This window comes from Gordonia alkanivorans (assembly GCF_004011905.1).
Taxonomy (GTDB): Bacteria; Actinomycetota; Actinomycetes; order Mycobacteriales; family Mycobacteriaceae; genus Gordonia; species Gordonia alkanivorans.
Map to the genome: position 1 here is coordinate 829,376 of NZ_CP027114.1, position 19,153 is coordinate 848,528.

Sequence of the window (19,153 nt, forward strand, 5' to 3'; positions counted from 1 at the left end):
ATGGCCGTCCCGATGTCCGACGACGAGTTCGACGGGCTGGTCTCCGACGCACTGGACACCATCCCGTCGGAACTCACCGGCGCGATGAACAACGTGGTCATCCTCGTCGAGCCGTACAACCCCGAGGAGCCCGACATCCTCGGGCTGTACCAGGGCGTGGCGCTGACCCTGCGCGACCACGACTACGGCGGATTCCTACCGGACACGATCACGATCTACCGGGACCCGATCCTGGCGATGTGCAATTCGCGCGACGAGGTGGTGCACGAGGTCGCGGTCACCGTCATGCACGAGATCGCCCACCACTTCGGGATCGACGACGCCTGGCTGCACGCCAACGGCTGGGGCTAGGAACCCCGCCGGGACCCCGGCTCAGGTGAGATGTTTCAGCGCGGGCGTATTGCGGAATACCGAGATTCCGATGTCCAGCCCACATCCAGGAGTTCCGCCATGTCCACCGACGCCATCGTCATCCTGAAGGACGACCACAAAGAGATCCGCAAACTCTTCCGCGACTTCAAGTCCCAGGGCCCGAACGCCACCAAGACCAAGGGCAAGATCGTCGACAAGATCATCGAGGCCCTCACCGTGCACACCTACATCGAGAACGAGTGCATGTACCCCGAGATCCGTAAGCGCGTACCCGATCTCGAGGACGACATCCTCGAGTCCTACGAGGAACACCACGTTGCCGACGTCCTCGTCGTCGAGCTCGCCGCGTTGAAGCCGGACTCCGAGCGGTTCGACGCCAAGACGACCGTGCTGATCGAGAACGTCGAGCACCACATCGAGGAAGAAGAGGACGAGTGGTTCCCGAAGGTGCGGGAGGCCCTCGGCCGCAAGGATCTCCAGGAGATCGGCGAAGAGATGCTCCGGCTCAAGGAGAAGGCACCGCGACGCCCGTCGCAGCCGTCGGCGTTGAAGAAGACGGTCGACGCGATCATCAAGTGAACTAGCCCATGGGGTCGTCGACCAGCGGCTCGTCGACCCGATCGAACGGTGCGGTCTCGGCGCCCCAGCGGTGGCAGACCCAGATGCCGTCGGCGTACTCGAGTTCGATCGAGCCGGTGTTGCCGAGGTGCGTCGCCGCGGCGAAGCGGGAGTCGATGCCGGCCAGGCGCGCCGCGATGAGTCGGATCGCCGCACCGTGGCTGACCAGGAACACATCACGTGGTTCGGTTCCGGTCAGATACGAGCGTGCGAGGTCGTCGACGGTCGGGATGTAGCGGTCGTAGACCATCGCGAGCGACTCGCCGCCGGGGATGCGCACATCGAGGTCACCGGCGTGCCACTTCTCCATGACGTCGTGGAAGACGTGGTGGGCCTCGCGGTCGCTGCGGTCCTCGAGCTCGCCGGCCTGGACCTCGTGCACGCCGTCGACGGCCTCGGTGTGGACGTCCCACACCGAGCCGATCAGTTCGGCGGTCTGCCGGGCGCGCCGGGCCTCCGAGCTGAACAAGACCGCCTCGCGCTCGGGTCGGTTCTCCAGCCCGAACCGGGCGCCTTGTCGCGCACCGAAATCGGTGAGTGCCGCGCCGGGGAGGGCGGTGTCGAGCCGGCGCATGACGTTCGCGGTGGTCTCGCCGTGCCGGACGAGATGCAGGCGCGCCATCACACCTCTCCCTGTCGCAGCGAGTCGATCCAGGCCAGCGACTCGGCGTGGTCGGGAGGTGCCGATCCCGTGGTCCGTACCGCGGGCCATGAACCTACGTAGACGACTCGTTCACACCGGCGATGCAGTGCCGCAAGGGCTTCCGCGACCGCTGCGTCGTCGATGTGGCCGACGGCGTCGAGGAAGAACCGGTAGCGACCGGCGATGGCCCGCCCCTCCGCCTCGTCGCGCTGCGGCCGGGATTCGATGCGAGTGAGATCGATTCCCCGCGAGGCGAATTCGTTCATCGCGTGCATCAAGCTACCGGGCTCGTTGGACAGGTCGAGGATGACCGACGTGCGGTCGGTGCCGGTCCGTCGCGTCGGGACCGCGGGGCGTCCGAGGACGAGGAACCGCGTGGTGGCCTCCTTCGCGTCGCAGACACCGTCGGCGATCACGGTCAGATCCGACAACCCCGCCGCGAGACCGGTCGTCACCGCGGCGTCGGCCTTGCCGGACGCGACGTCGAGCGCCGCAGCAGCATTCGATCCGGACGTGACGAACTCCGCGTTCGGGAAGAGCTTGGCCACGGATTGACGGACCTGCGCAGCCGCCACCGGGTAGGCCGCGATGGTGCGGACGTCCTCCGGGGCGAGCGGGCCGGTCGCGGCGATCGCGAACGCGATGTCGAGGACGGTCTCGGCGAACACCTGCACGCGCCCGTCGGTACCGGACCGCGCCGGTGGTACGAGGGCGTCCATCGTCGCCGGCACCGACCCCTCGAGCGAACTCTCGATGGGCACACAGCCGTAGTCGGCCTCCCCGCTGCGGACCATCGCGATGGTGGCAGCCGGGCTCGAGGCGTCGACCTTGGTGACGTCACTCGAGAGGTCGAGACCCCCGAGTGCGGGGTCATGGGCGGCGAGGGCCGCGTCGAGTGCCATCTCGGTGAAGGTTCCGGGCGGGCCGAAGTAGGCGATCACAGGCACCACACGAGCCTAGTGGACGCCGGTGATCACCCCGGACAGGCCGCAATCCCCGGGAGCCGACGGTCCGAGGACCCGTTGACGACCACGCCAACCGTATTTAGGTTAGGGTTACCTTTCAACAGCCGCCGAGCACCGCAGCCGCCCGCGCCGACCGGAGAGACAACATGACGCGTACGACGACCGACCGACCCACGGATGCCGAGATGATCCAGACGGCCTGCCGTCGAGTCGGCTCCGCCATCCTCGCCATCGAGGGCGCCGACACCACGCCGATCGGCGTCGTCCACCTCTTCGAATCCCAGGCCTTCGTCCTCGTACCCACCGACGGCGACGCCGTGGCTGCCGTCGACGGCGCCGAGGGCACACCCGCGATGCTCGAGGTCACCGACTGGGCGCCCATCGACCTGCGCGAACGGGTCCGGTCGGTGATCTGGCTCAACGGGACGCTCCACGAGGTGCCCCGTGACCTCGAGCGCGACCTGGCCATCGAGATCGCCGGCGAGCACCCCGACGACGGCCTGCTCGACATCGGCCACGGCGCGTCGATGCTCCGCCTCCAGGTCGACTCCGCGGTGCTGGCATCCAGTTCCGGTGCGACGTCGGTGTCGGCCGCCGAACTGGCCGACGCCACCCCCGACCCGTTCTGGGAGTGCGAGGCCGGCTGGCTCGAGCACCTCGACGCCGACCACGCCGACCTCGTCGGCCAGTTGGCCCGCAAGCTGCCCACGGACCTGCGCCAGGGCCGTGTACGCCCCCTCGGCCTCGACCGGTTCGGCATGCGCTTCCGCATCGAGGGCGCCGACGGCGACTCCGACGTCCGGCTGCCCTTCCCCCGCCCGGTCTCGGACGTCTTCGAGCTGTCCCGGGCACTGCGCAACCTCGCCGGTTGCCCGTTCATGAACTCGATGCGCGACTGACCCGCATCGCCGGCTGCGAGGGGTTCTAGGCTGACCGGCATGCCTCTGCGCGAGTACCTGCGGCCGTCGCCCCACGGCATCCCGGTCGTCACCGACCGTGTCGAGCGTCGCGGTCTGATCGCCGAGCTCGTCATCGTCGGAATACTGACCTTTGCGTTCTCCGCGGCCTCGGCCGCGCTCGCACTCCTCGAAGCCCAACTCGCCGGCGGCATCGGCGGGACCACTGTCGCCCTCAACCCCAGCCGCTCCGACCTCGCCCTCATCGACGCCGCGCGCCAGATGATGAGCATCCTCAGGCTGTTCGCCATCGCCGCGCTCGGCGTGTACCTGCTGTGGCGGAGCGGGCTCGGACTGTCGCGCGTCGGCCTCGGCCGGTGGACCCCGCGACGCGACGTGCCCGCGGGACTCGTCCTCGCGGCCGTCATCGGCCTCCCCGGACTCGCACTGGTCGCGGTCGCCCGCGTCTTCGGACTCAACGCGAGCCTCGTCCCCAGCCAGGCGGACACCTGGTGGGAATGGCCGGTGCTGATCCTCATCGCGATCGGCAATGCGGCCGCCGAGGAGATCGTGGTGGTCGCCTACTTCATCACCCGGCTCCGCCAGCTCGGGGTCTCAGACGTCAAGTCGCTCGCCGCGAGTGCCGTGCTCCGCGGTGGCTACCACCTGTACCAAGGCTTCGGCGCCGGTCTCGGCAACGTGGTGATGGGCGTCGTCTACGGCCGGTTCTACCAGGTCACCGGCCGGGCCTGGCCGCTCGTCATCGCCCACGGCGTCATCGACGTCGTCGCCTTCATCGGCTACGCGCTGCTACGCGATCACCTCTCCTGGGTCGGCTGACACCCGGACCGGTCACGCGCGGTCCTCGGCGTGCTTGCCCGATCCGGTGGCACGGGCCAGCCCGAAGAGTGCCAGCCCGACGAGCATCAGGAGGCCGGCGCGCAGCCAGGTCTCCGCGTTCTGCTGGGTCAGCAGGACGATGCACGTCACGATCGCCAGCACCGGCACGATCGTCCACGCCCGGAAGTGGTCGGTGTCGGCGCGTTCGCGCCGCAGCACCAGGACCGCGACGTTGGTGCTGAGGAAGACGAACAGCAACAGCAGCACCACGGTCTCGGCCAGCGCCGCCACCGAGCCGGTCGCCGAGAGCACCATCGCGATGGCGGTCGTGGCGATGATCGACGCCCACGGCGTACGTCGACCGGGTAGGACCTTCGCCAGCGGGGCGGGCAGCAGACCATCGCGGGCCATTCCGAAGGTCAACCGCGAGGCCATGATCATCGTGAGCAGCGCGCCGTTGGCGACGGCGATGAGGGCGATCAGCGAGAACAGTTGGTCCGGCACACCGACGTCGGCGATCGTGACCACCTCGAGCAGCGGACCCGACGAGCCGGCGAGCTCATCCGGGGACACCACGGTCGAGACCGCGAGGCCCACGAGTACGTAGACGACACCGGCGGTGATCAGCGAGCCGAACAGCGCCTTCGGGTAGACCCGACGCACGTCGCGGACCTCCTCGGCCACGTTGGCCGACGTCTCGAATCCCACAAACGAGTAGTAGGCGAGCAGCGCGCCGCTCAGAACCGCGAGTGCGGGCGTCGTCGAACTGTCGAACTCGAACACACGATACGGTTCGCCGTCTCCCCGACCTAGGACGATGCCCGCCAGGACGACGACCAGCACCAGACCCGACACCTCGATGACCGTCATCACGACGTTCGCCCGCACCGACTCGCTGATGCCACGTGCGTTCAGTGCCGCGATCGCGACCAGGAAGACGAGGGCGGTGACGGTGGTGGGCGCGTTCACGAACGTCTTGAAGTAGTCACCCGCGAACGCCAACGCCAGGCCGGCGGCGCTGGTGACACCAGCGGCCAGCATGCAGAACCCGACCAGGAACGAGACCAGCGACGACCGGTAGGCCTGCCGCGCGAAGACCGCGGCACCACCGGCCTGCGGATACTTGGTGACCAGCTCGGCATACGACCCCGCGGTCAACAGCGCCATGACGAGAGCCACCACGAGCGGTACCCAGATCGCACCGCCCACCTCGCCGGCGATCTCGCCCACGAGCGCATAGATCCCGGCGCCCAGCACGTCGCCGAGGATGAACAGGAACAGCATCTTGCCGGAGATCGCGCGCCGGAGCGGAGTGCGATCGTCACCGGTCTCGGTGTCTGGCCGGGCGGCCACGTCGTCGGTCATGGCGAGCCGGATACCCCGTCGCGGGCCGATCGAGTCCTGTGATCTGCGTCGAATCCGTGCCGGGCACCCGTGGATGCGTACATTGGTTGGGATGAACGAGCAGGACCCGCCGATCATTCGGCGCGGTCGTCCGGGGCCACAGGTACCGTCCGGGCGGCCGGCAGGAGGCATACCGCCACGCCAGGGGCCTCCTCCCGGTGGACCCCACCGACCCCATCCGCAGGGTCCCGCTCCCGCCGCACACCCCCAGGCGATGCCTCGAATCCCCGCGCAGGGTCCGCCGCCGCGTCGGGCGCCCGGCCCTGCCCCGGCAGCCGGCCCGATTCCGGGGAGGGGTGCCGCCCCGGGCCAGTACGCCCCCACCCAGAAACCCGAACCGATCCCGGCCGGTGAGCGTCGAGGTGACCGCGCCCGATCGTTGGCACGTCCGCCCGCTCCGCCGGTCGGCACCCCGCCCGCTGCGAAGCCGACACGCCCCCGGCGTCGTCGGCGGCGCACCCTGCGGGTCGGCAGGATCCTGCTGATCCTGCTGCTCGTGTTCGTGCTCGGCAGTGCCGGGCTGCTCTTCTACTACGACTCGCGACTCGACCGCATCGACGCGCTACCCGCCTACGCCGGACGGCCGTCGGACACCCCCGGCACCAACTGGCTCATCGTCGGCACCGACTCCCGCTCCGATCTGTCCGACGCACAGCGCACCAACCTGTCGACCGGTGACGCCGACGGCTCCCGCACCGACACGATCATGCTGGTCCACAATCCGCCGGGGAGCGGGAAGGCGACGGTCGTCAGCATCCCCCGCGATCTCTTCGTCGAGATACCCGGCCACGGAAGCCTGAAAGTCAACGCGTCGTACAACATCGGCGGTCCGGCACTGCTGGTGCAGACCGTCGAGAACCTGACCGGCATCCACATCGACCACTACGCCGAGATCGGCTTCGGCGGTTTCGACACCCTCGTCGACGCCGTCGGCGGTGTCGACATGTGCATCGATCAACCGCTCAACGACCCCAAGGCCGGACTCAAACTGGCCAAGGGCTGCCACCACCTGAACGGCCGCCAGGCACTCGGTCTCGTCCGTACCCGAGCCTTCCCGCGCGCCGACCTCGAACGCGTCATCAACCAGCGGAAGTTCCTCGCCGCCTTGGTCTCCCGCGCGACGAGCCCGGCCGTCCTGCTCAACCCGTTCCGGTTGTTCGGCTTCATAGGCGGCGCGATCGACTCCCTCACCGTCGACGAACGCGACCACATCTGGAACCTGGCCTCGCTGATGTTCGCCCTCCGGGACCCAGTGACAACCACCACACCCACGGGTGAGAGCGTCTACACCGATGACGGCCTGGCACTGCCGGTCACAGAGACGACCGAGCAGTTCTTCGGTCTCTTACGTGCAGGTCAGCCCATCCCCGACGAGCTGCTCGTCGACGCCGGGTGACCGGGGTGGCCAGGTTGCCCAAAGACAGGTCAGACTTGCCTTACTTAGCCTGAACTTGCTGGTAGAAGGCGCTTTTCGGCACCTACGATGAGCGAATGACCGAATTCACGAAGTTCCACCAGCTGCTGCACGACCAGATCGGCAACGAGTTCTACGCCTCGCAGCAGTACATCGCGGTCGCCACCTACTTCGACAACCACGACATGCCGCAGTTGGCCAAGCTCTTCTACCGGCAGGCCGTCGAAGAGCGCAATCACGCGATGATCATCGTGCAGTACTTCCTCGACCGCGACATGGAGGTCGAGATCCCCGGGGTCTCCGCCCCGAACAACAAGTTCGAGGACTACAAGGCGCCCATCGAGTTGGCGCTCGAGCAGGAGAAGACGGTCACCCAGCAGATCGTCGACCTGGCCAAGTCGGCCCGTGACACCGGCGACTACCTCGGTGAGCAGTTCGTGCAGTGGTTCCTCAAGGAGCAGGTCGAGGAGGTCGCCACCATGACGACGCTGCAGACCATCGCCGACCGCTGCAAGGGCAACCTGTTCGACCTCGAGAACTTCGTCGAACGCGAGTTCAACGGCCCCGAGACCGACGACCCGACCGCACCTCCCGTCGCCGGCGGCAACATCTAGCCTCCGACCAGCAGACGATCTCGGCGGCGCGACTTCACCGAAGTCGCGCCGCCGAAACGGTTTTCGAAGGTTTCCTCGTCTATCGCAGAGTGACCTGGCGGCCACGGATGCCGTCGCGCGAACTACGCTCGGCGATGGTCAGCTCCGAGGAATCGGCAAGCGCCTCACCCAGCCACTGGTCGAGCTGATTGAGACCCGCCTGCCACTCCTCGTGGTGCATCTCGCTGTCGAGGTCGAACACCGGGACCAGCAGCCCGTGGGTGCGGAACGACCCCGCGAAGCGCGAGCCCTCACCCATCGTCAGACGGCCGACCGCATGCAGGCGGGCCATCGCGGCCATGAGGTCGTCCTCGGGCTCGGGACGAATCCACCGCAGATGTGCCCGCTCGCCGGCATCGACCCACCACGGGGCGCCGGAACCGCTGTCGACGACGAGGCGCGCGGTCGGCAGCACGGAATCGTTGGCGCGCTCGAACATCGGGGCGATCTCGGCAGGAACCTCGGTGCCCTCCGGGAACCACCACGAGAAGTCCTGGTGCACGGTGATGTCCAGGACCGCGTCGGCCTTCAGCACCTCGTCGAGCGAGGGGGATTCGTCGGCGGCTTCCAGATCGAACTCGCTACCGGCGTCTGCGTGGGCTGCCCAGGCGATCGCGGCCGCCAGTTCGACGGGGAGCGCCATTCGGTCGGGCTCTGTCTGCAACCCGACCAAACCCTCTGTCGCGCCACCGGATTCACGTGCGAGTGCAGGACCGGCACCCGGCAGGATCGTCACGATGGAGACGTCGTTGCGCGTGTCGGCAGGCTCCGTCAGCTCGAGACGTGCGGTCGCCGATGCGACGAAGGTCCGCAGTGCGACGAAGTCGCACTCGGAGGCCAGCCCCGCGAAGGGACGCGGCGGCGGTGCCATCGACGCCGCCTGCCGAGCCTTACGAGCGGCGACCCGCTCGGCGCGATTGCTTCCCGGGCGGGGTCCACTGCCCCGCTTGCTCTTCTTGCCCATCGGTCCACTCTCTCACGAGCCGCTCACCGCGCCGAGAAGCCCGGGCAGGAGAAGGCCGCTCAGTCGACGGTGACCAGCCAGTCGCGGACCCTGGCCGGGTGGTTGGTGGCCAGCCAGCGCACTCCGAGGTCGGCGCAGAGCTGGACGTCCACCAGTTCGTCGACGGTCCAGCAGTACGTCACGCGTCCGGCCGCGGCGGCGCGGTCGACGAGATCCGGGTACTGCCGCAGGGTCATCACCGAGGGACCGATCCCCGTGGCCCCGACGGCGGTCGCCGCACTGCCACCGAGCACTCGGGCGGTGTCGCCCAGCAAAATGGTCGGGAGCATCGGGGCATGGCGACGGATGCGCCAGACGCCGGCGGAGGAGAACGAGATGACCACGGCGCGACTGTGATCGGCCGACGGCGGGGTGGCCACGCCGAACTCGTGGAGGATCTCGAGGAGCTTCTGCTCGACGAGACTGCCGAAGCGAACGGGATGTTTGGTCTCGATGAACAACCGGACCGGGCGGCGCCAGTCCAGGGTGAGCGTGAGCAGCTCCCGAAGCGTCAGGATCGACGCGGGGTCGCCCGCGGAATGCCAACTCCCGAAATCGAGTTCGCGGAGCTGGGCCAGCGTCATCTCGCTGACGATGCCGGAACCGTCCGACGTGCGGTCGACGGTCCGGTCGTGCAAACAGACGAGCTCGTGATCGGCGGTGAGCCGAACATCGCACTCGAGTCCGTCCGCGCCCTGCGCGAGTGCGAGCTCGTATGCGGCCAGGGTGTGTTCCGGACGGTCCCCGGAGGCGCCGCGGTGCGCGACCACCGCGGGCTTACCCGAACGCGACACCTTCTCGGCCGCACCCACGTTCACACCTGAGTTCATCCGACCGCCACCCACCTTCTCTTCGGGACCGGGACCGCCGTGGCGGCGTCGAACAGCACCGGCACACGGCGCGCCGTCCAGAAGGCGAAGGCGGCCGACACGGCCGCGCTGATGATCACCATGGCGAGCGCATTGGCCCCGGTCTGCACCGAGTCCGAACCCAACGCGACGACTCGGGCGACCAGCGCCAGTACGGCGGTGACGGTGACGACCACCCACGCGACCCACAGCCGGCGGACCCGGCGGCCGACACGTTCGGCGTCGAGGGACGGATCGTGGGCCACGCGCAGGGCCACGACCTCGCCCAGCACGAGCGGCGCACCGACCAGGTTCACCAGTGGGACCCCCACCAGGACCCCGACCCACAGCGGACGCCTCGGGTCGAGGAGTCGGGCTTCCTCATAGGCACCGGCCCGCAGGTCCATCACCCAGCGGATGAACGCGAGGGTCGCCCACACATAGGCCAGGAGAGCAGCGACCCCCACGAACACGATCATCCAGTCGGAGACCACGATCAACGGGTTCGGGAGCGGCTGCGTGCGGTTGACGGCCAACAGGATATAGCGCAACAGGTGGATGACCGCCGACGCCGCGAGTGCCGTCCCGGCCACGACGAGCGCGAACAGCAGGCGTGCCCGCGAGGCGTCGATCCGATCGTGCGTCGCGTCAGCGGTCACCGGCTCGTCGCGCAGACCCCAGGTCGGGATGTAGACGTAGCGGGGGATGAGACGCGGACCGCGCGGGCCCGACGGTCCGCGGCGGCTGGGGATGGCCTCGGGAGGACGCCGCGCGACCCACCGCACGTTACGGCCCCGGTACAGCCGGCCGGTCGGCGCCGTACGGGTCGGCGCGTGGGTCGCCGGGCGCGCGGGTGCCGCCATCGCACGAGAGACGTCGTCGACGACGCTCAGCGGGCCACCACAGCGAGGACAGTGCTCGCGCCCGGGACGGTGCGGCGCCTGGATGCGGCACCGCGGACAGAGGTCGATCATCAGTGGGCGTCGCCCCCGCCGTCCCTGACGCCCAACTCGACGGGCTTGCCGTGCTCCTGCCAGGCGAGCATCCCGCCGCGCACACAGATGCCGTCGTATCCCACCTGCGCGAGGTATTGCAGCACCCGCATCGAGCGACCGCTCGAATGACACACCACATAGAGGTCGGCGTCGGGGTCGAGTTCGCCGAACCGACCCGGTATCTCGGCCATCGGGATGTGGAGAGCGCCGCGGATGTGTCCGTTCGCCCATTCGTCGTCCTCACGGACGTCGAGCATCACGGCGTCGGCCGTCTGCGTGAAGTCGTCCGGCAAATCGGTCACCGGCACCTGCGTGATGTCGCCCATGGTCACGATTTCCATGGTGGCACAGTCCAGGCGCAGCGCGTGTCACGTCATCTCCCGAGCCAGTTTTCAGCAGTGCGGTGAAGATCACCTTCGATGTCGTACAGACCGCCCGAAGCGGCCTATGCTGACCATCATAGTTTTATCCACATGCCTCGATTGGACAGCTGTCCATAATCCGCACCTCACCGTCAACCTGGGGATGAGGCTGTGGAAACTGTGGAAAAACCCTGGCCAAAGGCCCTCCCGATGTGACTGGCATCACTCGTTTGGGCCAATGTGCGCGTAGGAAATTCACGAAACTGCAGGCGTCGACCGGTGGTGCATTTTCTTACAGTGCACACACCTGTGGATAACGTGGGGACAAACCCTTGGGGAAACCCCCCGAACCGGGTCTGGTATTACCCCTCAGTCACGGTGTAAAAACCCCGTCCGCACCGCGGGCGCGCGGTCGATCGCAGCCATCACGCCCGTCGTGACGCTCTCGGCCAACCCGGAGACGGACATCTGGTTGCCCACCAGACGCGCCAGCAGCGGCTTGGGTGCCTCGATGACGGTGATCTCCGCATCGGGGTACCGCTCGGCCACCACCGAACGCATGACGCCGATGCCGTCGACGAGACCGAGTTCGGCGGCCCGGTGCCCGACCCAGACGTCACCGTTGAAGAGTTCCTCGTCGGACGCCGTCAGCTTCTTGCCCCGACGCTGCCGCACCCATGCGATGAACGCCTCGTGCAGCTGCCCCTGAAGGCCCTTCAGCCATTCGACGTCCTCGGCCACCTCCGGCGAGAAGGTGTCGAGCCGGGCCTTGTTCTCCCCCGTCGCGTAGAGACGACGCTGCACGCCGAACCGGTCGAGAAGTGCCGAGAAGCCGAAACCCGAGGACACCACTCCGATGGAGCCGACGATCGACGTGTGAGCGGCGTAGATCTCGTCCGCCGCGCAGGCGACCCAGTAGCCGCCGGACGCCGCGACGTCCTCGCAGAAGGCCAGGACCGGCACGCCCTTCTCCGCGGACAGCTGACGGATGCGCTCGGCGATGTACTCCGACTGCGCCGGCGAACCGCCGGGCGAATTGATCACGACGACGACGGCCTTGAGCCGTTCGGTGGCGAACGCCCGCTTGAGTACCGGCTCGACCGTGTCGGTGGTCAGCCCGTGTTTGCCCATCCCGGCCGCGCCGATCGGACCGTCGAGTCGAACCACCGCGACGTGCTCGGCACGCGACTTCGCGAACTTCTTGCCCACCGCCGCCAGCGGTCCTGCAGTCATCTGCCCGAGTCTAGTGGCGGTTCACCGGTTCCGGCTTCGGGCTGGGCGCCCACGCATTCTGCAGCGCACCGGGTGCACTCGCGCCGTAGACTCTCCCGCGTGCAGGTCAGGTGGCTCAGCGCATTCCTCGATTTCCCCGCCGACGAGTTCGGCAGCGAGGTGACCTTCTGGCGTGCGATCGCGGGCAGCACCGTGTCGCCGCCACGCGGCGAACACCGCGAGTTCGCCTCCCTCGAACCGTTCAACGGCGACCCTCACCTCCGAGTGCAACGGGTCGACGACGGTCCGGGCGGGGTCCACCTCGACATCCACACCGACGACCCTCTGGCAGCGGCCGACGAAGCGGTGGGACTCGGGGCGACGCTGAACCACGACGCCGGCACCCACGTCGTCCTCAGTTCGCCCGCCGGTTTCGTGTTCTGCCTGGTGCCGTGGGCGGGAGAGTCAAAACGGTCCCGGCCGATCCGGTGGCCAGGTGACGCCATCAGCATCATCGACCAGTTGTGCATCGACATACCCGCAGCCGACTTCGACGCCGAGGTCGAGTTCTGGACGGCGCTGACCGGCTGGCCGCCCAAGCCACCCGAATCCCGACCCGAACTCGTGGCACTGCGCCGCGACCCCGCGATCACCATCGGAATCCTGTTGCAGCACAGGCAATCCGATCCGGACACGCCTGGACCCGAAGGCTCGTCGACGGCAACCGGGCACCTCGACCTCGCGACCAACTCGGTCCCCGACGAGGTGGCACGCCACGAGGGATGGGGCGCTCGCGCGATCGAGCACCACCCGCACTGGACGACGATGGTCGACCCGATGGGACGCCCGTACTGCATCACCTCGCGCAATCCGCGGACGGGCGACTGAGCTCAGGGAGCAGAGAGGAACGCGCGCAGTCTCTCGACCTCGGCGTCGATCTCCCGTTCCTCGGTTTTCGTGACCTCCCGCAGCATCTCGATCCGTATCCCGCCGTCGCCGTCGAGATGCCATGTGCCGACGAGGAATCCGTCGGCGAAGACGAACCCCGGCGAGCGGCCGTTGGGTGTCACGGTCCGCCGGAACAACTCCGGGTCGGCGACGCGGACACGGTCGGCCGAGACGCCGATGACATGGTCGAACGGCGCCACGAGTCGGGCCGGGGCGGGAGTGTCAGGATCGGCGAAGCCGAGTCCGTCGAGATCGTAGAGGGTCTCGCCGTGCGGACCGGTCAGCCGGACGAGTTCCCAGTCGGCCTCCATCTTCTCCACGAGTGACCTCAGGCCGGTCATGCCCGCCCACGTCTGGATGGCCTTGACGGTGGCGGGCCCGAAACCGCGGAGGTACAGGCGGATCAGGTCCGCCCGCGCGTCCTCGCCCTCGACCGCCGGTGCACCCGGACCGGCCCATTCGTCGAACAATCGGTAGGTGGGCGCCCCGCGGCCCCGCCAGAGTCCTCGCGGCGGCACCTGGACGAGTGGGAGCCCACAGCGGGCGATCCCGGTGAGCGTGGACGGGTTCTCCGCCGGATGCCGCTGCGCCAGTTGCTTTCCCAGGTCGGCACCGGAGAGCTCACGACCGGCCAGGACTTCGGCGGCGTCGGCGATCACCCGCAACGGATCGGCGTCGACCAGCCTCGGGACGTGCGCTTCGGCGATCTCGCGCCGGAGTATCGGCTCGGCGAGCGGCCGTATCCACCGGGCATCCTCGGCGTCGATGAGGAACACCGTGGAACGCAGCAACGCGATCCGCACGGCCCCCCGCTCGGTGAGGAGCTCATCGAGTTCGGCCGGGTCGAATCCCTCGACACGGGACCACAATCCGAAGAAAGCCGCACGCGGGTCCTGGGATTGCATGCCGACGCATCGGTCCAGCACCTCGATCGCGTCCTCGTCGACTCGTTCCAGCAGATGCTGACGGGACAGCAGGGTGCGATTCCACTGCCGGAGAGTGAGCGGCTCGGACACCTCAGGCGGGATAGGTGATCCCGGTCGCCGCGTGGCAGCGGTAACCGTGCGGGTTCTTCGCCAAGTACTGCTGGTGGTGGTCCTCGGCGTAATAGAAATGTCCGTCGCCCGCAGCGGCGAGCGGCTTGATCTCGGTGGCGATCGACCCGATACCGGCGGCATCGAGCGCGGTCTGGAACTTCGCCGCCGACTCCTCGACGATCGCCGCGTCGTCGTCGGAGAGGGTGTAGACCGCCGACCGGTACTGGGTACCGATGTCGTTGCCCTGGCGCATCTCCTGCGTCGGATCGTGTGACTCCCAGAAGATCTTGAGGATCCCCTCGAGGTCGATGATCGCCGGGTCGAAGACGACGAGCGTCGACTCGGTGTGGCCGGTGCGCGCGGTGCAGGTCTCTTCGTAGGTCGGGTTGGGCGTGTGCCCGCCCGCGTAACCGACCGCCGTGGTGTACACGCCCGGGACCTGCCAGAAGATCTCCTCGATCCCCCAGAAGCAGCCACCCGCCAGGACCACTGCGGACAGTCCGTCGTCGAACGTGCCGACACCGCCGTTGGCGAAGGAGCCGTCGGCCTCCGACCGTCCACGCATGGGGGTCTCGAGGACCAGATGGACTCCGGGGACCGTGATCTCGGTGTCGCGTCCGGGGAGTGCGGAGTCGGCCGCGATGAGTTCCTGTTTGTGCGAACCGGCGGCGAAGAGCTGGTCGAGCCAAGACATGCGACAAGTCTACGCGCGCCGTCGGCGCTGTCCCGGTCCTCCGAGTTGAGTCAGCCGTCCCAGTCTGTTTATGATGGCGGTCACATCCATATGTGACACCCGTCACGTCCGGCCGGCGGTCCTCGGACCGACGACGCGGGATGGTGAGCCGATCCGCTGATGAAAGGCGACCATGGCGACGCACGCGACCGGAGACTATCGAGGTTCCCTCCGGACTCCTCGCGACGCACCGCGCGCCAACTACGATGTTGCGAGAAGGTGCCGCACCATCGCGTTGAGCATCGTCGCGCTGCTGGCCGTCATCGTTGCGCTCGCACTGATCTGACCCGACCCGGACATCTCACCCACGGGGACCGGCGTCAGTTCACGCCGGTGATCTTCAACCGCACTTGATATTTCTTCGGGCCTGTTTGTTGCAATCACCCATGGTGTGGGGAAGGCTGGAACCATCCGCGTGGCGCCGACACAATCGGCGGACCCACGTGTGAACAGGGAATACGAAAGCACCTCAGAGAGGAACATCGTGGCTGAATACACCTTGCCGGATCTGGATTACGACTACGCGGCACTGGAGCCGCACATCTCCGGCAGGATCATGGAGCTCCACCACAGCAAGCACCACGCGACCTATGTCAAGGGCGCCAACGACACCCTGGAGAAGCTGGCCGCGGCCCGCGAGGACGAGAGCATCGCCGGAAAGGTCTACGGACTGTCGGCCACCCTGTCCTTCCACCTGGGCGGCCACACCAACCACTCGATCTTCTGGACGAACCTGTCGCCCAACGGCGGCGGCGAGCCCGAGGGTGACCTCGCGGCTGCGATCACCGAGCAGTTCGGTGGCTTCGACAAGTTCAAGGCCCACTTCACCGCCGCCGCCACCACCCTGCAGGGTTCGGGCTGGGCGATCCTGGGCTACGACACCATCGGTGGCAAGCTGGTCATCCTGCAGCTGACCGACCAGAGCGGCAACATCCCCGCCGCCATCATCCCGGTCGTCATGCTGGACATGTGGGAGCACGCCTTCTACCTCGACTACCAGAACGTCAAGCCGGACTACGTCAAGGCTTGGTGGAACGTGGTCAACTGGGCCGACGCCGGTGAGCGTTACGGTCGCGCGAAGACCCAGGGCAACGGCCTCATCGTGCCTGCCTGATCCTCCCTTCGCCAGATACCAACGGCGCCGGTCACCTTCGGGTGGCCGGCGCCGTTCCTGTTCCGCGGGAGCGGGAGATCAGAGGATCAGCGTCACGGCGACGGCCACACCGCAGGCGATAGCGATCACGATGAGCGCCAACAGATCTGCGCGGCCCGGGCGGGCCGGATGAGCCGTGAGCCGACCGGTACCGCCGCGGGCGGTGATCGCCTCGGCCATCTCCGCGCTACGGCGCAGCGCCGACGACATGGCGGCCGTGATGAGATCCATGATCCCCATCTCCGCCGACGGATGATCACTGCGCCCCTTTGCCGTCGGCCGCAGCTTGTGCGCGGCGCGCAGCATGCGCAACTCCTCGATCAGCAGCGGAAGACCCCTCAGGCACAACGCGATTGCGACGGCCCACTCGTCGACGGGCAGACGCAGCCGCCGGAGGGGTCGCATCAACCGGGCGATCGCCGGTGCGACGTCGGCCATCGGGGTGGTCCAGATGACAAGGATCGAACTCGCCACGAGGACGAGCGCGAGGGTCACCGCCCGGAGGAACACCAGCCCACCGTGCAGGCCGGCGAACGAGACGTTGAAGGCGACGCCGACACCGATCAGTCCCCAGAACCACCACGGCGGACGGGGGATGGCGCCCAACGGGATCCCGGCGATCAGGGCGGTGAGGATGACGATCGCGGCCACCATCCCCAGTGCCGGCCACGACGGCAGCACCCAGGTCATGATGCCGAGGATCAGCACGATCACCAGCTTGGTTCCCGCCCACAACCGGTGGACGAAGGAATCGCCGGGGACCTGCCGCAACGGAACCGTGCGCATGGTCATAGGGCACCTCCGTCCCAGCCGGACGGCTGATCGGCGTTCTGATGTGTGTCGGGCAGCAACCGCCCGTCGACGAGCCGGACCCGCCGGGTACACACCGAGTCCAGCGATTCGAAGTCGTGCGAGATGATCACGATGGTCATGCCCTCGGCACGCAGATGCGCGAGGAGCGCGACGATCTCCTCCCGAGCCAACGGGTCGAGACCCGCGAGGGGCTCGTCGAGCACCAGCATGTCGGGGTTGCGGGCGATGAGCCCGGCGAGCACGACGCGACGCATCTGCCCACCCGACAGTGAATCGACCTTGGTGGCCGCCATCTGCCGGGGCAAGCCGACGAGTTCGAGGACGCGGGCGACCTCGGCGGTCCCGACCTTCTCGCCACCGGCCGCCATGATCTCGTCGGCGACGGTGACCTTCTGCAATTGCAGGCGGGCGTGCTGGAAGCCCAGCCCGACCGCGCCGACATGCTCGGTGACCGGCTCCCCGGCGTCGTAACCGGCTGCCGGAGTCGACTTCACGGAGGTGTCGAGCAGGTGGCACGTTCCGGTGCGCGGCGACAGGAGGCCCGCCATGATCCAGGCGAGGGTCGTCTTGCCCGACCCGTTGCCGCCGACGATGAGCAACCCCTCCCCGCGGTACACGGTCAAGGTGACGTCGGTGAGCGCGACGACCTCCCAGGGCGAGCCGGGCAGATGCGCATATCCCACATGATCGAGCACCAGCAGCGGCCCGCCGATGTGCGGGCCCGGCGCCGCGAGGGACGTCGACGGTCCGGTCGGAGGAGCGTGGTCGAGGTCGGCGTGCGGGTCCGGCATCCAGTGCGGCGGATGAGGGACCACGCGACCGGCCTCGAGATGGATGACGCGATCGGCGGCCGCGGCCTCGCTGCCGCGGTGGGTGATCAGCACAACCGCGATCCCGCGTCGGGCCGGTAGCGACGCCAGCAGGTGCAGGAGCTGCCCGCGGCCCTCCGGGTCGACCATCGAGGTGACCTCGTCGGCGATGAGCAGCTGCGGATCGCGGGCGAGTGCCGCCGCGATCGCCAGGCGCTGCTGCTGCCCGCCGGACAGGTCGGTGGTCTCGCGGTCGCCGAGACCGGTCAGCCCGACCTCGGCAAGGAGAGCCTCCACGTCGACGTCGGCATCCGGCGGCAGACCCCAGACCACGTCGTCGGCGACGCGGGAACCGAGCATCTGGATCTCCGGCCGTTGCAGGACGAGCGCGGTCCCGCCGTGGACGCCCAGCCCGGCGAGACCCGGGCGGTGCACGACACCGGTGGTCGGGGCGCGACCGGCCAGGATCTTCGCGAGCGTCGACTTGCCCGAACCGTTGGCGCCGACGACGGCGACGAACTCGCCGGGGTCGATGCGCAGGTCGATGTCGTGGAGGACCGGTCTCGCGTCCGGGCTGTAGGCGAAGCCGACACGTTCGGCGACGATCGGCAGCGGCGCGACGTCGGTTGCCGTCGATGCCGGACCGTCGGAGGTGAGCGTGTCCTCGCTGGGGACGTCGCGAAGTCGCGCGATGACGCCACCGAGAATCCACCACGCGGCGAGCAGCGAGATCGCGGTGCCGACGGTCCCGGAGATCCAGATCCACGCCCACCAGTGACTGGCGATGCTGCGGCTCATCGAGTCGAGGGCGTTGCCCACGGCATCGGTGGGTCCCCACCCGCGCAGCCACTTGGCGACACCGTGGAGGGAGTTGGTCATCGCCTCGATGGTCAGCTCACGCAAGGGCACCAGGACCAGGAGGATCAGGACCGAGACCCCGCCGAGGAGCGGCGAGGCCACCAGCGTGGCCAGTCCGAGCGTCCCGAGCCCGCGGCGACGTCGTTTGAGGTCGCCGACGATTCCGCCGATCAGCGCCGAGCCGAGCACGGTGGCCATCGCGCCCGTACCCGCCATCGCGAACGCGACCGCTGTCGTCGCCACGGTGGCGGTGAGCAGTGCACGCGGCCGAGTGCGGGCTGCGATGAGGGCGAGAGGAACCGGTGCGAGCAGCCCGGCCGCCTGCGCCAGCGGGATGACCGAGGCGATGACCACCGCGGCGACGGTCAGGCCACCGAAGATCGCGACGGACGCGAACTCCATCGGACGCAGCGGGGGCGAGTTCTTCACCGGTCCAGTGTGCCTGGGCACCGGAGCCGTCGGTCGATCGCATGTAAACGAACCGTCACAAGACGGTGGTTCGGGTTGTCCGTTTCGTCCCCGCGGTGGATTCTTTTCACACGGGTGATCTTCGGCGGTCCTGGGTCTCAATGACCAG

The 19,153-nt window shown here is 68.3% G+C and carries 21 protein-coding genes; 9 read left to right on the forward strand and 12 right to left on the reverse strand.

What is annotated here, in order from left to right; all coding sequences use genetic code 11:
• On the forward strand, positions 1-351 hold the full coding sequence (locus tag C5O27_RS03830; RefSeq protein ID WP_005199266.1) for a metallopeptidase family protein: 351 nt from the start codon (positions 1-3) through the stop codon (positions 349-351).
• A 99-nt stretch (positions 352-450) separates the two neighbouring features.
• Positions 451-951, forward strand: a complete 501-nt coding sequence (locus C5O27_RS03835) for a hemerythrin domain-containing protein (RefSeq protein ID WP_127961955.1) — start codon at positions 451-453, stop codon at positions 949-951.
• Between the two features lies 1 nt (position 952).
• Here the strand turns inward: C5O27_RS03835 and C5O27_RS03840 are convergent, their stop codons facing one another.
• Positions 953-1,612 carry a histidine phosphatase family protein gene (locus tag C5O27_RS03840; RefSeq protein WP_006358838.1) on the reverse strand — a complete coding sequence of 220 codons (660 nt, stop codon included), beginning with the start codon at positions 1,610-1,612 and terminating at the stop codon, positions 953-955.
• Positions 1,612-2,583 (reverse strand): prephenate dehydratase, encoded by a 972-nt coding sequence (gene pheA, locus C5O27_RS03845; protein ID WP_040004122.1) that lies wholly within the window; start codon positions 2,581-2,583, stop codon positions 1,612-1,614. The genes C5O27_RS03840 and pheA overlap by 1 nt, the downstream gene beginning before the upstream one ends.
• Before the next feature lie 161 nt (positions 2,584-2,744).
• On the opposite strand from pheA, the gene C5O27_RS03850 reads away from it, so the two are divergent.
• Both C5O27_RS03850 and C5O27_RS03855 read left to right on the forward strand, forming a co-directional pair.
• Entirely contained in the window at positions 2,745-3,497 is a 753-nt protein-coding gene (locus tag C5O27_RS03850; RefSeq protein ID WP_127961956.1) for a DUF2470 domain-containing protein, read from the forward strand.
• Between the two features lie 39 nt (positions 3,498-3,536).
• The gene (locus tag C5O27_RS03855) at positions 3,537-4,334 is read left to right on the forward strand and encodes a CPBP family intramembrane glutamic endopeptidase (RefSeq protein ID WP_006358841.1); all 798 of its coding nucleotides are present in this window, start codon (positions 3,537-3,539) and stop codon (positions 4,332-4,334) included.
• 12 nt (positions 4,335-4,346) lie between these two features.
• On the opposite strand, the gene C5O27_RS03860 is transcribed toward C5O27_RS03855, so the two are convergent.
• Complete coding sequence (locus C5O27_RS03860) at positions 4,347-5,699, reverse strand: APC family permease (RefSeq protein ID WP_127961957.1); 1,353 nt, start codon at positions 5,697-5,699, stop codon at positions 4,347-4,349.
• A gap of 253 nt (positions 5,700-5,952) precedes the next feature.
• Between C5O27_RS03860 and C5O27_RS03865 the strand changes: the two genes are divergently transcribed.
• Together C5O27_RS03865 and C5O27_RS03870 are read left to right on the forward strand one after the other, a co-directional pair.
• Positions 5,953-7,134 carry an LCP family protein gene (locus C5O27_RS03865; protein WP_230461878.1) on the forward strand — a complete coding sequence of 394 codons (1,182 nt, stop codon included), beginning with the start codon at positions 5,953-5,955 and terminating at the stop codon, positions 7,132-7,134.
• 95 nt (positions 7,135-7,229) lie between these two features.
• The gene (locus tag C5O27_RS03870) at positions 7,230-7,766 is read left to right on the forward strand and encodes a ferritin (RefSeq protein ID WP_006358844.1); all 537 of its coding nucleotides are present in this window, start codon (positions 7,230-7,232) and stop codon (positions 7,764-7,766) included.
• A gap of 79 nt (positions 7,767-7,845) precedes the next feature.
• Here C5O27_RS03870 and C5O27_RS03875 read toward each other — a convergent pair whose 3' ends face one another.
• From C5O27_RS03875 to C5O27_RS03895, 5 genes are all read right to left on the reverse strand, one after another.
• Positions 7,846-8,769, reverse strand: coding sequence for a DUF5926 family protein (locus C5O27_RS03875; protein ID WP_127961958.1), 924 nt, complete (start codon positions 8,767-8,769; stop codon positions 7,846-7,848).
• 59 nt (positions 8,770-8,828) lie between these two features.
• Positions 8,829-9,638 carry a glycerophosphodiester phosphodiesterase gene (locus C5O27_RS03880; protein ID WP_127961959.1) on the reverse strand — a complete coding sequence of 270 codons (810 nt, stop codon included), beginning with the start codon at positions 9,636-9,638 and terminating at the stop codon, positions 8,829-8,831.
• Entirely contained in the window at positions 9,635-10,519 is an 885-nt protein-coding gene (locus C5O27_RS03885; protein WP_244216586.1) for a DUF4328 domain-containing protein, read from the reverse strand. Before C5O27_RS03885 ends, C5O27_RS03880 begins: the two co-directional genes overlap by 4 nt.
• A 110-nt stretch (positions 10,520-10,629) precedes the next feature.
• Positions 10,630-10,992 carry a rhodanese-like domain-containing protein gene (locus tag C5O27_RS03890; RefSeq protein WP_244216587.1) on the reverse strand — a complete coding sequence of 121 codons (363 nt, stop codon included), beginning with the start codon at positions 10,990-10,992 and terminating at the stop codon, positions 10,630-10,632.
• 390 nt (positions 10,993-11,382) lie between these two features.
• A complete protein-coding gene (locus C5O27_RS03895; RefSeq protein ID WP_006358849.1) occupies positions 11,383-12,246 on the reverse strand; it encodes a S49 family peptidase in 864 nt (287 codons plus the stop codon).
• A 99-nt stretch (positions 12,247-12,345) separates the two neighbouring features.
• On the opposite strand from C5O27_RS03895, the gene C5O27_RS03900 reads away from it, so the two are divergent.
• Positions 12,346-13,113 (forward strand): VOC family protein, encoded by a 768-nt coding sequence (locus tag C5O27_RS03900; RefSeq protein WP_127961961.1) that lies wholly within the window; start codon positions 12,346-12,348, stop codon positions 13,111-13,113.
• A 2-nt stretch (positions 13,114-13,115) separates the two neighbouring features.
• On the opposite strand, the gene C5O27_RS03905 is transcribed toward C5O27_RS03900, so the two are convergent.
• Entirely contained in the window at positions 13,116-14,189 is a 1,074-nt protein-coding gene (locus tag C5O27_RS03905; RefSeq protein WP_127961962.1) for a winged helix DNA-binding domain-containing protein, read from the reverse strand.
• A gap of 1 nt (position 14,190) precedes the next feature.
• Entirely contained in the window at positions 14,191-14,904 is a 714-nt protein-coding gene (gene msrA / locus C5O27_RS03910; protein WP_127961963.1) for a peptide-methionine (S)-S-oxide reductase MsrA, read from the reverse strand.
• A 172-nt stretch (positions 14,905-15,076) separates the two neighbouring features.
• Between msrA and C5O27_RS22685 the strand changes: the two genes are divergently transcribed.
• Positions 15,077-15,229, forward strand: a complete 153-nt coding sequence (locus C5O27_RS22685) for a hypothetical protein (protein ID WP_164905300.1) — start codon at positions 15,077-15,079, stop codon at positions 15,227-15,229.
• A gap of 198 nt (positions 15,230-15,427) precedes the next feature.
• Positions 15,428-16,057 (forward strand): superoxide dismutase, encoded by a 630-nt coding sequence (locus C5O27_RS03915; RefSeq protein WP_127961964.1) that lies wholly within the window; start codon positions 15,428-15,430, stop codon positions 16,055-16,057.
• A 78-nt stretch (positions 16,058-16,135) separates the two neighbouring features.
• Here C5O27_RS03915 and C5O27_RS03920 read toward each other — a convergent pair whose 3' ends face one another.
• A complete protein-coding gene (locus C5O27_RS03920; RefSeq protein WP_006358855.1) occupies positions 16,136-16,888 on the reverse strand; it encodes an energy-coupling factor transporter transmembrane component T family protein in 753 nt (250 codons plus the stop codon).
• Complete coding sequence (locus C5O27_RS03925; RefSeq protein ID WP_208651419.1) at positions 16,885-19,005, reverse strand: ABC transporter ATP-binding protein; 2,121 nt, start codon at positions 19,003-19,005, stop codon at positions 16,885-16,887. Before C5O27_RS03925 ends, C5O27_RS03920 begins: the two co-directional genes overlap by 4 nt.
• Between the last annotated feature and the right edge of the window lie 148 nt (positions 19,006-19,153).

Bases quoted from the DNA above. Each gene is read 5' to 3' on its own strand.
- msrA (WP_127961963.1), bottom strand. From the start codon at position 14,904: ATGTCTTGGCTCGACCAGCTCTTCGCCGCCGGTTCGCACAAACAGGAA.
- C5O27_RS03840 (WP_006358838.1), bottom strand. From the start codon at position 1,612: ATGGCGCGCCTGCATCTCGTCCGGCACGGCGAGACCACCGCGAACGTC.
- C5O27_RS03890 (WP_244216587.1), bottom strand. From the start codon at position 10,992: ATGGAAATCGTGACCATGGGCGACATCACGCAGGTGCCGGTGACCGAT.
- C5O27_RS03875 (WP_127961958.1), bottom strand. From the start codon at position 8,769: ATGGGCAAGAAGAGCAAGCGGGGCAGTGGACCCCGCCCGGGAAGCAAT.
- C5O27_RS03860 (WP_127961957.1), bottom strand. From the start codon at position 5,699: ATGACCGACGACGTGGCCGCCCGGCCAGACACCGAGACCGGTGACGAT.
- C5O27_RS03835 (WP_127961955.1), top strand. From the start codon at position 451: ATGTCCACCGACGCCATCGTCATCCTGAAGGACGACCACAAAGAGATC.
- C5O27_RS03895 (WP_006358849.1), bottom strand. From the start codon at position 12,246: ATGACTGCAGGACCGCTGGCGGCGGTGGGCAAGAAGTTCGCGAAGTCG.
- C5O27_RS03885 (WP_244216586.1), bottom strand. From the start codon at position 10,519: ATGGCGGCACCCGCGCGCCCGGCGACCCACGCGCCGACCCGTACGGCG.
- C5O27_RS03865 (WP_230461878.1), top strand. From the start codon at position 5,953: ATGCCTCGAATCCCCGCGCAGGGTCCGCCGCCGCGTCGGGCGCCCGGC.
- C5O27_RS22685 (WP_164905300.1), top strand. From the start codon at position 15,077: ATGGCGACGCACGCGACCGGAGACTATCGAGGTTCCCTCCGGACTCCT.
- C5O27_RS03830 (WP_005199266.1), top strand. From the start codon at position 1: ATGGCCGTCCCGATGTCCGACGACGAGTTCGACGGGCTGGTCTCCGAC.
- C5O27_RS03850 (WP_127961956.1), top strand. From the start codon at position 2,745: ATGACGCGTACGACGACCGACCGACCCACGGATGCCGAGATGATCCAG.
- C5O27_RS03880 (WP_127961959.1), bottom strand. From the start codon at position 9,638: ATGAACTCAGGTGTGAACGTGGGTGCGGCCGAGAAGGTGTCGCGTTCG.
- C5O27_RS03855 (WP_006358841.1), top strand. From the start codon at position 3,537: ATGCCTCTGCGCGAGTACCTGCGGCCGTCGCCCCACGGCATCCCGGTC.
- C5O27_RS03870 (WP_006358844.1), top strand. From the start codon at position 7,230: ATGACCGAATTCACGAAGTTCCACCAGCTGCTGCACGACCAGATCGGC.
- C5O27_RS03920 (WP_006358855.1), bottom strand. From the start codon at position 16,888: ATGACCATGCGCACGGTTCCGTTGCGGCAGGTCCCCGGCGATTCCTTC.